The following is a 12,166-nucleotide window of genomic DNA, read 5'->3' as shown; positions in this document are numbered from 1 at the left end:
CCTTACAGATAGGGGCGTTGGAGACGCTTGGCGGCGTCATAAGCCGTCCGCGCATCCTGAGTGGAGGTCAGCGAAGAAACCGCGGGAACCGGCACGTCCCACCAGGATTCGGAGGACGGCACCGGGGCGAGCGGGTCGGTCTCGATGTGCACGACGGTCAGGCGATCGGCCTCCCGCGCGCGCTTGAGCCCGTCGGCCAGGTCGGCGATCGTGCGGCAGCGGATGACGTTCGCGCCCAGCGACTCGGCGTTCGCGGCCAGGTCGACGGGCAGGTGTCCGCCGTCGTAGTCGCCGCTCGCCCCGCGGTAGCGGTAGCTGGTGCCGAACCGCTGCGAGCCGAGCGACTCCGACAGCGACCCGATCGAGGCGAAACCGTGATTCTGGATGAGGACGATGACGAGCTTGATGCCGTCGGCCACGGCGGTAACGATCTCCTGCGCCATCATCAGGTACGAGCCGTCGCCAACCATCGCGAAGACCTCGCGGCTGGGGTCGGCCAGCTTGATGCCGAGCGCCCCGGCGATCTCGAAGCCCATGCACGAGTAGCCGTACTCGACGTGATACTGCTTCGGGTCGCGGGCCCGCCACAGCATTTGCAGGTCGCCGGGCAGGCTGCCGGCCGCCTGCACGACCACGTCCCGGGCGCCGCAGGCGTCGTTGACGGCCCCGATCACCTCGGGCTGGGACGGCAGCGGCCCGTGCCCCAGGTGATAGGCGTGGTCGACCGTGGCCTGCCAGGCCGCGACCTCAGCCGCATGATCAAGTTCCCAGGAAGAGCCGTCCAATGCCCCGAGCAGCGCGGACAACCCGGCCCGGGCATCGGCGACGATGGGGTACGCGGACTGCTTGGCGGCGTCGAACCCGGCCACGTTGATGTTCACGAACTTCACGTCCGGGTGCTGGAATGCCGTACGGGAAGCGGTGGTGAAGTCGCTGTAGCGGGTGCCGACCCCGATGATCACGTCGGCCTCGCGGGCCAGGCGGTTGGCGACCGGGCTGCCGGTGGAGCCGACGCCGCCCACCGACTGCGGATGGTCCCAGCTCAGCGCGCCCTTGCCGGCCTGGGTGTCGGCCACCGGGATGCCGGTCTCGCGGGCGAACTGGTCGAGCTCGCCCGACGCCTCCGAGTAGATGACGCCGCCACCCGCGATGATCAACGGGCGCTGCGCTGTTTTGACAACGGCGGCTGCCCGGGACACGAAGGACGCCTCGGCCGGCGGGCGGACGACGTGCCAGACCCGCTTGGCGAACAACGCGTCGGGGAACTCGTACGCCTCGGCCTGAAGGTCTTGGGGAAGACAAACGGTGACCGCGCCTGTCTCGGCCGGGTCGGTCAGCACCCGCATGGCGCCCAGCAGGGCCGACGGCAGCTGCTCGGGACGCCACACCCGGTCGAAGAAGCGCGACAGCGGGCGGAACGCGTCGTTGACCGAGACGTCGTAACCGGTCGGATCCTCGAGCTCCTGCAGCACCGGCGCCGCGACCCGGGTGGCGAAGATGTCGGACGGCAGCAGCAGCACCGGCAGCCGGTTGACCGTGGCCAGGGCCGCGCCGGTCAGCATGTTGGTCGAGCCGGGACCGATCGAGGCGGTGCACGCGTACGCCTGCAGCCGGTTGCTCATCCGGGCGAACCCGGCCGCCGCGTGCACCATGGCCTGCTCGTTGCGGGCCAGCCGGTACGGCAAGTCGGCCTCGCCGGTGCGCTGGGCCTGCAAGAGGGCCTGGCCCAGACCGGCGACGTTGCCGTGCCCGAAGATCCCGAAGCAGCCCGCGATCGCCCGGCGCTCGACCCCGTCCCGCTCGGTCCACTGGTTGGCCAGGAACCGCACCACGGCCTGCCCTACGGTGAGTCTCACGAACGCGTCCTTTCCTTGCTGGAGGTCAGGGGCAGGCGCGGGTCGACGTCGACGCCGTCCCAGGCGGCCCGCACCCAGCCGTGCGCCGGGTCGTCGCGCACGAGCCATTCGCGCTCGCCGGGGCCGGCCATCACGTTGAGGTAGTAGAGGTCGTAGCCGGGCGCGGCCATCGACGGCCCGTGCCACCCGTACGGGATGAGCACCACGTCGCCGCTCTTCACCTCGGCGCACACGTCGATCGGCCGGTCGGGATGCCCGTACACCCGTTGATAGGCGCTGCCCGGGGTGCCCGACGGCGACGGGGCGACCTCGAAGTAGTAGATCTCCTCGAGCGACGACTCCCCCTCGCCCGGCTCGTCGTGCTTGTGCGGCGGATACGACGACCAGTTGCCGCCCGGGGTGAGCACCTCGCACGCGATCAGCCGGTCGGCCTCGAACCGCTCCGGCGTGCAGAAGTTGTTGACCTGCCGGCTGGCCTGCCCCGCGCCGCGCAACTCGACAGCGACGTCGTCGGCGGATCCGTACCGGAAGGGCAGTCGTCTGGTCGCCCGCGCCGAGGGCAGCGCGAATCGGCCCCCGTTGGGCGCCCGTACGGTCACCGTGGCGTCGCGCGGCACGTAGGCGAAATCGGTCACCCGGGTGAAGACCGAGCGCCGGCCGGTCAGCGTCATCCGCTCGTCGTCGCAGGTCACGTCGCAGCCCCCGGCCAGCGGCAGCACGAGCATCTCGTCGTCGCCGGTCGAGAACTTGGCCCGCGCGCCCACCGGCAGGTCGAGGATGCGCAGCCCGCTGTAGTCCCAGCCGGCATTCTCGGGCGTGACGACCACGTCGAACGGCTTGTCGGCGGTGCTGCCGCTGGGCATCAGCGGATTCACGAAAGGCCTCACAGCAGACTCACCGCCCGGTCGACGGCGTCGCTGACCGAGCCGGCCGCCGGATAGAGCAGCGACCGCCCGATCACGAGCCCCTGCACGGTCGGCAGGTCAAGAGCCTTACGCCATTCCCCGTACGCCGCCTCGCCCTCCCCGCCCAGGATCAGCGCGGGCAGCGTGGTCGACGCCATGACGCGTTCCATGTCGCGCACCACCGGCACCTTGAGCCAGGTGTAGGCGGACGTGGTGCCCAGGCCGGCCGCCACGGTCATCGCGCGCATCATCGCCTCGGCGGTCAGCTCGTTGCGGACCCGCCCGTCGACGCGGTGTGAGATGAACGGCTCGACCATCGCCATCCGCCGCCGGGCCGCCAGCTCGCTGACCGCCGCGCCGCACGACTCCAGCGTCGTCACCGTGCCCGGGTCGGCCGGGTCGATCCGCAGCAGCATCTTGCCGCCCTCGAACCCGGCCGTCGTGATGCTCTCGGCGTCGTACGCGGTGAACCGGTCGTCGATCTCGAACGACGTGCCGGCCAGCCCGCCCCGGTTCATCGAGCCGATCACGACCTTGTCGTCGAGCGCGCCCAGCAGCAGCAGGTCCTCGAGGATGTCGGGGGTGCCGAGCACGCCGTTCACGCCGGGCCGCGACAACGCCGTACGGATGCGGTCGAGCAGGTCGGCCCGGTTGGCCATCGCGAGGGGGTCGTCGCCGGCCCGCAACGCGCCGCGGGCCGGGTGGTCGGCCGCGATGATCATCAGCTTGCCGTGCGGGCCGAACAGCGACGTGGGCCGGCGCCGGGCCGAGGTGGCGGCGGCGATCGCGGCCGGGCGGCGGGTGCGGATGTCCAGGAGGTCGTCGAGATCAGGCATTCGTGGACTCCCCCATCAGGGCACGGACTTCGGCTTCGGTCGGCATGGCGTCGGCGCAGGACAGGCGCGAGGCGACGATGGCTCCGGCGGCGTTGGCGAAGCGCATCGTCGCCTCGAGCTCCCAGCCGGCCAGCAGGCCGTGGCAGAGGGCGCCCCCGAAGGCGTCACCGGCGCCGAGGCCGTTCACGACGTCGACCGGCACCGGCGGCACCTCTGTCCGATTTGCTCCGTCGGAGGCGAGGACGCCGGCCGGTCCCTGCTTGATGACAGCCAGCTCGATGCCGGCCTCGTGCAGTTTTTGTGCGGCCTCGTCCGGTTTGCGCGCGGCCACCGCCGTGTCAGCCTCGTCGAGATTGCCGACGGCGACCGTGGCGTAGGGCAGCGCGTGCGCATACCAGTGCCGGGCTTCCTCCCGGGACTGCCAGAACATGGGCCGATAGTCGAGGTCGAAGACGGTGATGCCTTTCTTGGCGCGATGCCTGAGTGCGGTCAGGGTGGCCGTACGGGAAGGCTCTTGGGAAAGCCCCGTCCCGGTGACCCAGAAGATGTCGGCCTCGTGGATCGCGTCGTAGTCCAGTTCGGACGGGTGGATCTCGAGGTCGGGCGCCTTGGGGAACCGGTAGAAGTAGAGCGGGAAGTCGTCCGGCGGGAAGATCTCGCAGAACGTCACCGGGGTCGGCAGCGAGGCCACCGGCGTCACGAAGCGATCGTCCACCCCGAACCCGCGCAGGGCGTCGTGCAGGAACTCGCCGAACGGGTCGTCGCCGGTCCGCGTGATCACCGCCGAGCGCCGGCCGTAACGCGCCGCGGCCACGGCCACATTGGACGCGCTGCCACCGAGGAACTTCTCGAAGGTCCGGACCTCCCGCAGCGACACCCCGGTCTGCTGCGGGTACAGGTCGACGCCTATGCGTCCCATTGTCAGTACCTCGTCGGCGGGCATGCGTCAGCCTCCGGCCTGCTGCTTGATTACGGCTCAGTGACGATTGGGTGACACTAGGTTTGCTGCCTTCGATGTAATAACTTCGACCCGCGTACGTCAATACTTTGTCATGACAAACTGAGGTAGTTTGTTAGGACAAACCCGGGGAGCGAGGGGTCGCGGTGCCGTCCGATCTGCAAGGTCGTATTCGTCCGGTCGAGGTCGACCGGAGCAGCCCTGTGCCGCTGTATTTCCAGGTGGCGACGCGTCTGCAAGAGTTGATCGAGAAGGGCGAGATCGGCGTCGGCGCCCGCATCGAGAACGAAGTGGATCTCGCCGAGCGGCTCGGGGTGTCCCGCCCGACGACCCGCCGCGCCATCCAATATCTGGTCGAACGCGGCATGCTCGTCCGCAAACGCGGCGTCGGCACCCAGGTCGTGCACCCCAAGGTCCGCCGCCCGGTCGAGCTGTCCAGCCTCTACGACGACCTGGTCGCCGGCGACCGCGCCCCCCGTACGGAGGTGCTGCGCCTCGAAGTGATGCCCGCCTCCGACACGGTCGCCACGGCGCTCGAGATCGCCCCCGGCACACCCGTCACGTGGATCGAACGCCTCCGCTACGCCGGCGGCGAGCCCCTGGCCCTCATGCACAACGCCATCCCGCTCGACGTCCTCCCCCTGACCGGCGACGACCTGGCCGGCCACGGGCTTTACGAACTGCTGCGCTCGGGCGGCCTAACCCCGCGCATCGCCACCCAGGTCATCGGAGCCCGCTCTGCTACCTCAGCCGAAGCCAAGGTCCTACAGGAAAAGCGCGGCGCCTCCCTGCTCACCATGACCCGCACAGCCTGGGACGCGGGCGGCCGCGCCCTCGAATACGGCAGCCACGTCTACCGCGCGAGTCGCTACAGCTTCGAGATCAACCTCAGCGCCGGCTGAGTTCAAGGCAGCGCTAGTTTCATGGGCGTGAAGTCCGTGCTGGCGTTGTCTGTGGAGAGCCTCCGGGTGATCGTGCGGATCGACGGCGTCGACATCAGCCGGGCTGACGGCAACGGCGGCGTCGACCCGTGGCACGTGCTGGTGCCGGTGAATCGTTTCGTGGCTACGGGCGAGCCGACGAGCGCCTTGATCGCCTGCTGCCCGAGTTGCGGCCCGGATTGCGTCGCCGTCGAGGCCCGGATCCGCCGCGAGGGCGACGCAGTGCGCTGGGAATGGAGCGGCCGCGCGACGCTGTTCGACGCCGAGGCTTATGACGCCGAGGTGTCCCGCCTCGACGCCGAACGTGATTGGGAGACGCCCGAGCGCCGGGCCGGGCGGCTCATCCTCGCCGATCTTGCCCTGCCCCCGGGACTCGAGGGACTCAGGGTCAGCGTGAGGAGCGCCGGCGAGCTCGAGGTGTGGCTCGAGGCACCGGGCGAGTATCAGATCTTCGTACGAGCGCCTTGGGACGAGAACCAGCCCGACAAGAGCGCCACCGCGATCCGGGCCGTGCTCGCCGGCCCGCCCCCGCAATGGCCCGCGGAGTGGCACGCCATCAAGGCGGACCAGGAAACCCCACCGCCATACGCGGGTCCCTCCTGGCGGCGCCTGGACCTTTCCTGACCTCTTGATAGGCAAGTGGCGGCTTGCCTATCATGGCGGGGTGAGCGAGTCGGCGGCGGAGGAGAGCGTGTTCAAGGCGCTGGCCGATCCGACGCGGCGCAAGATTCTGGATGAGCTGGCCGAGCGGGACGGGCAGACGTTGTTCGAGATCTGTTCGCGGCTGGCCATGAAATATCAGCTGCAGTCGTCCCGGCAGGCGATCTCGCAGCATCTCGACACGCTCGCCGCGGCCGGGCTGGTGAGCAGCCGCAAGGACGGGCGTTACAAGTTCCACTACCTCGACACCACTCCCCTACAGCGTCTCACCGAGAGATGGCACAAGGAGAACTGATGCGGATCACCATCACCAGCGTCATCGTGGACGACCAGGCCAAGGCCGAGCGGTTCTACGTCGACGTGCTCGGCTTCGTCAAGAAGCACGACGTGCCGACCGGCGACGCGCGCTGGCTGACCGTCGTCTCCCCCGAGGATCCGGAGGGCTGCGAACTGCTGCTCGAGCCCGAGGGCCACCCGGCCGCCAAGCCGTTCAAGGCCGCCCTGGTCGCCGACGGTGTGCCGTACACGCAGTTCACGGTCAAGGACGTGCCCGCCGAGTTCGAGCGGCTGCGCGGCCTCGGCGTCCGGTTCACCCAGGAGCCGGCCGACCTCGGCCCGCTCTGGACCGCGGTGCTCGACGACACGTGCGGCAACCTGATCCAGATCGTGCAGATGAAGTAAGAGAGGAACGAGTCACTCACGGTGAGGTGACGGCTTCCGGACGTGACTCGCCATCCATGACAGATCGGGCATCGAAAGGTTGCCTCAATACGGATCGATCCGGACGATCGTCGTCGCCAGACACCGATCGGAAGGATTCGACGTCACGTGCGGTCACTCCCCTCCATGACTGACGGCATCCCCGACGGGGCGGCCACGGCCGATCTCAGCGGCCGCCTCGTCGGCAACTCGTACGTCCTGGTCTGCCCGGTGGGTCATGGCGCCACCGGCACGGTCTGGCGCGGCATCGACCGGTCGTCGGGCGCCGACGTCGCGGTCAAGCTGCTGCACGAGGGCCTATTGCGTCAGCCCAAGCTGGTCATCCGGTTCGTGCAGGAGCGCACGATCCTGATGATGATGCGCCACGAGAACATCGTCGGCGTCCGCGACCTGTTCAGCGCGGGCGGGTCGCTGGCCCTGGTCATGGATTACGTCTCGGGCGGCAGCCTGCGCACCCACCTGCGCGCCGAGGGCACTTTGGCCCCGGCCGACGCCGCCGACCTGCTGGCCCAGGTCGCCGCCGCCCTCACCCAGGCCCACGAGCTGGGGGTGGTGCACCGCGACGTCAAGCCCGACAACATCCTGCTGCAGGACGACGGTGGCCGGCTCGCGGTGCGCCTGACCGATTTCGGCATCGCCCGGGTGCTCGACACCGCCGGTCTCACCACCCCGCAGGCCATCGTGGGCACGCCGCATTACATGGCGCCCGAGGCGATCCAGGGCGAGGCGGTGCCCGCGTCCGACGTCTACTCGGCCGGGGTCGTCCTCTTCGAGCTGGTCACAGGCTTTCCCCCGTACGCGGGAGAGCCGCTCGCGGTGCTCCGCGGGCATCTCGACGAGACCCCGCAACGCCCGCCCGGCCTGCCGCACCCGGTGTGGGAACTGATCACGTGGTGCCTGACCAAGGACCCGGACCGCCGCCCGACCGCCGCCGAGCTGGGCGCCGCGCTGCGCGAGCTGGCCCGCGCGACGGCCGGGGTGCCCGCGCTGCCCGTCCCCGAGCCGGAACGGGAGGAAGTCCTCACCGCCACGCCTCACCTCGGCGTGCGCGCGGTGCCGCACCCGTCGGTCCGCCGCACCCCCGCCCGCAAGCGGCCGCGCAACGGCCCCCGCTCGTGGATGTGGCGGCGGCCGTGGGCGATGGTCGCGCTGATGGCCGGAATCCTGGCCATGTCCGGCGTGAGCGGCTTCAACGCGTGGCAGTTGCTGCGTGACAGCGGCGGCGACCCGGCCGTGGCCGCCCCGCAGTCCGCGCCGAAGTCAGGACCGAGCGGGCAGAGCCGGTTGGGCCCCAGCGGCGCGGCCGGGGCGAGCGGCAACCCGTCCGCGGCGGCGGCCGCCGGGCTGCCGGCGCTCGCGGCCGTGGCCCCGAGTCCCCCACCGGCGCTGCCCGAGGCGGCGGCCACGCCCACGGTCACGCCGACCCGAATCGCGAAGCCGGGCGGCGGGGGCGTCGGCGTGGGAGTGGGGGTGGGCGCCTCGGCCGGGCCGGGCGGCGCGCGGGCCGAGGCGACGTTCGGCCCGTGGCAGTGCGGCGACCAGTACGACTGGGATCTGGGCCACCCGGTGCTGGCGCGGCCCTGTCATGCGCTGGGTGGCGGCGTACGGGTGGTGGGTCAGATGGAGGCGATGCCGGGCGTGCAGGCCGACATCGCGCTGACCCTGCGGGACGCCTCGAGCAACGAGGTGCTGGCCGGACCGTACAAGTGCGAGGGTTTGATGTTCACCGACTTCGCGCTGAAGCACTCGTGCGGACCGGTCGACCTGAATCCCCCGCACGGGCGGCGGCTGGTGCTGGTGCAGACGTGGGAATACACGTCCCGGCCGCTGCTCCCGGGCGGCACCGCACGCGGGCCGGAGTTCAGCTGGTGAGCGGGGCGCGGCCGGACGGTGGCCGCGCCCCCGCACAGCACCGTCAGGCGCGCCACATGCGATAGAAGGGAGTGCCGTCGGGCAGCAGCATCTCGAACGGGTCCATGTCGGCATACCCGACCCGGTGGTAGAGGCGCACGTTGTTGTGGTTCGTGGCCTCCAGATAGGCCGGGACGCCGGCCTTGTCGAGCTCCTCGTGGGTGCGGGCCATCAGCTTGCTGCCGAGGCCGTGCTCCTGGTGGTCGGGGTGGACGGCCAGGAACGCGAGGTGCCAGTGCGCGTCGTGCGGGTGGTGCTTCTCGAACAGCAGGTCCAGCGCGACGAACCGGTCGATGTACTCGCCGGCCAGGGCGTTCAGCCTTTCCTCGTACGCCTCGGGGTCGGGCGCCTCGCGGGTGTAGTCGAACCACACCGCGGTCGCGGCCAGTCCGCCCCCGTCGGGCAGGTCGATCACGTCGACCCGGCCGTACTTCTGGGCGTGCTCGGTCAGCAGCGTGAAGAAGTCGGCCATCACCTTCAACCGGTCGTCGAGCGGCGGCACCAGGTAGGCGTTCGCGTCGAGGTCGAAGAAGGAGTGGCTGATCAGGTGGCCGACGGCGGGGATCTCCTCGTCGCGGGCCGGGCGGATCTCGGGGTACGTCACTGGTGGTCCTTAGCGTCGGTGGAAGCCAGGGCGGCCGAGAAGCCGCCGGTCGAGGAGGCACTGCGGGCGCCCAGGCCGATGCCCGCGTACACCTGGGGACGGGTGCTGCGCAGGATCAGCGCCCAGGCGACGCCCGCGACCAGCAGGACGGCGAACGCGAGCGGCACGACCCAGGTCGGCTTGCTGCCCTCCTCGACACCGAACAGCGTGGCGATGTTGCTCAGCGCCAGGTACGACATGATCAGCAGCAGGACCGTGCCCAGGACGGGCGCGCCGAGGCGGTGCCAGAAGTCCTCGCCCTCGGGGTGCTTGACGAAGTAGCCGATGACCGCGATCGAGGTCAGCGTGATCAGCAGGAGCACGCCGATGCCGCCGCCGCTGCCGCCCCAGAAGAACAGGTTGACCAGCGGGTCCCAGCCCGCGACGGCGTAGACGACGATGACGGCCAGGCCGAGCGCGCTCTGGATCAGCGAGCCGTTCTTGGGGGCGCCGGTTCCGGGCACCGTACGGCCGAAGGCGCGCGGCAGCACGCCCTCGCGGCCGAGCGAGAACATGTAGCGGGCGATGATGTTGTGGAACGAGATCATCGCGGCGATCAGCGACGTCAGGAAGAGCGCGTAGCCGAGGTCGACGGCGCGCCCGCCGAGCTGGTCGGAGGCGACGTTGAAGAACAGGTCGGGGCCCTCGGCGCCGGCCCGGCCGACGACGTCGTCACCGGCGCCCGAGATCATCGCCCAGGCCGCGAAGCCGTAGAGCACGGCGATCAGCGAGATGGCGATGTAGGTGGCGCGAGGCACCGTACGGCGCGGGTCGCGCGACTCCTCGCTGAACACCACGGACTGCTCGAAGCCGACGAAGCCGGTGATCGCCATGGCCAGCAGCGCGCCCGAGCCGGCGCCGGCCAGGCTGGTCACGTCGACGGGGGCCGAGGAGGCCTGGAAGTTCGGCGAGAAGATGTCGGCGATGCTGAACGCGAAGACGACGATGATCTCGGCGACCAGCAGGGTGGCCAGGACCTTGCCGTTGACGGCGACGTCGCGGACGCCGAGGACGGCGGTCAGCGCCCACACGACGAGCGCGAGCACCCACCACGAGACGTCCAGGCCGAACCACTTGTCGAACAGCGGGGACGCGATCGCGCCGAAGCCGCCGTACGCGGCGATCTGGAACATGTTGTAGGCGAGCAGCGCCACCCAGGACGCGCCGACGCCGAGCGGGCGGCCGATGCCCTGCGAGATGTAGGCGTAGAACGCGCCGGCGTTGGCGATGTGCCGGGCCATGGCGACGTAGCCGACCGCGAAGATCGCGAGCACGACGGCGACCGCCACGAAGGCGATGGAGATGCTCGTCAGCCCCGTGACGGCGAGGCCGGTCGGCACGACACCGGCGACGACGGTGAGCGGCGCGGCGGCCGACATGACGAAGAAGACCACCGCGGCGACGCCGAGGCGGTCGCGAGCCAAAGCTGTCGAGAGCTGGCTCTGGGGCGGTTTGGTAGTGGTGGCGGACACGCGTTCTCCAGGAGGGGTTGAGAAGGGGGTTTGAGAAGGGTTCGGGGAGGGTCAGGCGCGCCGGGCCATCACGGCGTCGCCCACCGCGGCCTCGGCCTGGCCCACGAGCTCGAGCAGCATGGCCGGCAGCCTGCGCTTGAGCTGGTCGAACAGCGCCGTGCGGTCACGGGTGTCGAGGGTGAGGAAGACGTGCTGGTCGAGACCGGTGGCCAGGATCAGCCCGGTGAGGACCAGGTCGGGGATGTCGAGCAGCTCGCCGCGGCCGACGAACGTGCGGATCCGGGTGGCGGGCCAGCCGGCGATCATCGAGTCGGAGGGCACGAAGGAGACCTTGCTGCCGAACAGGCCCCGCTTCTCCTGCCGCTGCACGAGGGCAGCCCGGGCGAGCCGGCGTTCGACCAGGTCGGTCGCGACGCCGGTGGCGAGGAACGAGATCCAGTCCCGGACGAGCCGGTGGTGGCCCTCGCGCAGCAGCTGGTCGAGAACGGCGTTCGCGGCGGGATCGCCGGTGGGTCGGTCGTCGATGATCTGGAGTTTTCCGTCCACCACGTCGAGGCGGCGCCAGAGCACGAGCTCTCCGATGAGGGCGGCGGCCATGCCGAGGCCGAGCGTCGCCGGGGAGAGCAGGCACTTGCCCTTGACCGTGTCGTGCGCGGTGAGGAAGAGATCGTCGGCGAGGGGTAGCTGTGCCGATGCCGTCACGGCACTTCTCCTCTCCACTCCGGTACTCACGCGGGGTGACGCGCGCTAACCTCGCCCCGCGATTACCGAAAGTGATGCTTACAGCTATGAACCAACGTTACGGTCTGCGTCCCCCAGAACGACATCGCGTAGCATGCCAGCGAGGTCAACGTCGCGCAACGTCCTCTTGGGACCCAATTTTGGTCCGATGTGGGCAGATCGAGAATGCATTCTGCATCATGTCTCTGACCAGGTATCTTTTGCTTCCAAACGAGTTGAGCGCGAATCAGAAAAAACTGTTTGATGCACGTCGGTCGATGCATTTGGCGTACCGCCGGAGCGGGACGGCCGAAGCCTCAAGTAACGATGACGGACAGTGGTGAAAAGAATGCAGCAGCACTGAGGGTAGTCATCGACCGTTTGATCGGCCGCCCCGGCGAGCATGGCCGCGGGAAACTGCCGTTCCGAGTGGCGCGATTCCCTTCGGAAGCTAAAATCCCAGCTAGACAGGGTCGCCTTCAGCAAGCTCCCAGGTCAACCGAGGACGATCAACAGGTTGCCCCCCGCTTATCGCCCGGAGGTT

At 70.0% G+C, this 12,166-nt stretch carries 12 protein-coding genes; 5 read left to right on the top strand and 7 right to left on the bottom strand.

All coding sequences use genetic code 11. The features are described from left to right. Window positions 1-2 precede the first annotated feature (2 nt). From iolD to iolC, 4 genes are read right to left on the bottom strand one after another with little or no spacing between them, the layout of a single operon-like run. Window positions 3-1,856 (bottom strand): 3D-(3,5/4)-trihydroxycyclohexane-1,2-dione acylhydrolase (decyclizing), encoded by a 1,854-nt coding sequence (iolD, locus tag JKJ07_RS46225; protein WP_203078151.1) that lies wholly within the window; start codon window positions 1,854-1,856, stop codon window positions 3-5. Further along, a complete protein-coding gene (gene iolB, locus JKJ07_RS46220; RefSeq protein WP_307834795.1) occupies window positions 1,853-2,743 on the bottom strand; it encodes a 5-deoxy-glucuronate isomerase in 891 nt (296 codons plus the stop codon). The genes iolD and iolB overlap by 4 nt, the downstream gene beginning before the upstream one ends. Next, window positions 2,740-3,597: a Cgl0159 family (beta/alpha)8-fold protein gene (locus JKJ07_RS46215; protein ID WP_203078150.1), complete on the bottom strand. Its 858-nt coding sequence runs from the start codon at window positions 3,595-3,597 to the stop codon at window positions 2,740-2,742. The genes iolB and JKJ07_RS46215 overlap by 4 nt, the downstream gene beginning before the upstream one ends. Next, the gene (iolC, locus tag JKJ07_RS46210; protein WP_236031297.1) at window positions 3,590-4,516 is read right to left on the bottom strand and encodes a 5-dehydro-2-deoxygluconokinase; all 927 of its coding nucleotides are present in this window, start codon (window positions 4,514-4,516) and stop codon (window positions 3,590-3,592) included. The genes JKJ07_RS46215 and iolC overlap by 8 nt, the downstream gene beginning before the upstream one ends. Window positions 4,517-4,701: 185 nt before the next feature. On the opposite strand from iolC, the gene JKJ07_RS46205 reads away from it, so the two are divergent. The 5 genes from JKJ07_RS46205 to JKJ07_RS46185 all read left to right on the top strand — a co-directional run bounded on the left by JKJ07_RS46205 (window position 4,702) and on the right by JKJ07_RS46185 (window position 8,748). Beyond that, on the top strand, window positions 4,702-5,457 hold the full coding sequence (locus tag JKJ07_RS46205; protein ID WP_203078148.1) for a GntR family transcriptional regulator: 756 nt from the start codon (window positions 4,702-4,704) through the stop codon (window positions 5,455-5,457). A 27-nt stretch (window positions 5,458-5,484) separates the two neighbouring features. Beyond that, a complete protein-coding gene (locus JKJ07_RS46200; RefSeq protein ID WP_203078147.1) occupies window positions 5,485-6,120 on the top strand; it encodes a hypothetical protein in 636 nt (211 codons plus the stop codon). Window positions 6,121-6,160: 40 nt separating this feature from the next. Further along, entirely contained in the window at window positions 6,161-6,451 is a 291-nt protein-coding gene (locus JKJ07_RS46195; protein ID WP_203078146.1) for an ArsR/SmtB family transcription factor, read from the top strand. Then, the gene (locus JKJ07_RS46190; RefSeq protein ID WP_203078145.1) at window positions 6,451-6,837 is read left to right on the top strand and encodes a VOC family protein; all 387 of its coding nucleotides are present in this window, start codon (window positions 6,451-6,453) and stop codon (window positions 6,835-6,837) included. Before JKJ07_RS46195 ends, JKJ07_RS46190 begins: the two co-directional genes overlap by 1 nt. A 165-nt stretch (window positions 6,838-7,002) precedes the next feature. Next, window positions 7,003-8,748 carry a serine/threonine-protein kinase gene (locus JKJ07_RS46185; RefSeq protein WP_203078144.1) on the top strand — a complete coding sequence of 582 codons (1,746 nt, stop codon included), beginning with the start codon at window positions 7,003-7,005 and terminating at the stop codon, window positions 8,746-8,748. A gap of 43 nt (window positions 8,749-8,791) precedes the next feature. Here JKJ07_RS46185 and JKJ07_RS46180 read toward each other — a convergent pair whose 3' ends face one another. Genes JKJ07_RS46180 through JKJ07_RS46170 form a run of 3 tightly spaced genes read right to left on the bottom strand, consistent with a single transcriptional unit; the run spans window position 8,792 to window position 11,604 of the window. Continuing rightward, entirely contained in the window at window positions 8,792-9,391 is a 600-nt protein-coding gene (locus JKJ07_RS46180; protein ID WP_203078143.1) for a GNAT family N-acetyltransferase, read from the bottom strand. Next, window positions 9,388-10,902, bottom strand: a complete 1,515-nt coding sequence (locus tag JKJ07_RS46175) for an APC family permease (protein ID WP_203078142.1) — start codon at window positions 10,900-10,902, stop codon at window positions 9,388-9,390. Before JKJ07_RS46175 ends, JKJ07_RS46180 begins: the two co-directional genes overlap by 4 nt. Window positions 10,903-10,953: 51 nt before the next feature. Further along, window positions 10,954-11,604, bottom strand: a complete 651-nt coding sequence (locus JKJ07_RS46170) for a GOLPH3/VPS74 family protein (protein ID WP_184949403.1) — start codon at window positions 11,602-11,604, stop codon at window positions 10,954-10,956. Window positions 11,605-12,166 lie beyond the last annotated feature (562 nt).

The sequence above is a fragment of the Paractinoplanes lichenicola genome, assembly GCF_016785085.1.
Lineage (GTDB): Bacteria > Actinomycetota > Actinomycetes > Mycobacteriales > Micromonosporaceae > Actinoplanes > Actinoplanes lichenicola.
This window is presented reverse-complemented; position numbering and strand designations above follow the sequence as displayed.

Coding starts and splice junctions, on each gene's coding strand:
- JKJ07_RS46215 (WP_203078150.1), bottom strand. CDS start 3,597: ATGCCTGATCTCGACGACCTCCTGGACATCCGCACCCGCCGCCCGGCC.
- JKJ07_RS46190 (WP_203078145.1), top strand. CDS start 6,451: ATGCGGATCACCATCACCAGCGTCATCGTGGACGACCAGGCCAAGGCC.
- iolC (WP_236031297.1), bottom strand. CDS start 4,516: ATGGGACGCATAGGCGTCGACCTGTACCCGCAGCAGACCGGGGTGTCG.
- JKJ07_RS46185 (WP_203078144.1), top strand. CDS start 7,003: ATGACTGACGGCATCCCCGACGGGGCGGCCACGGCCGATCTCAGCGGC.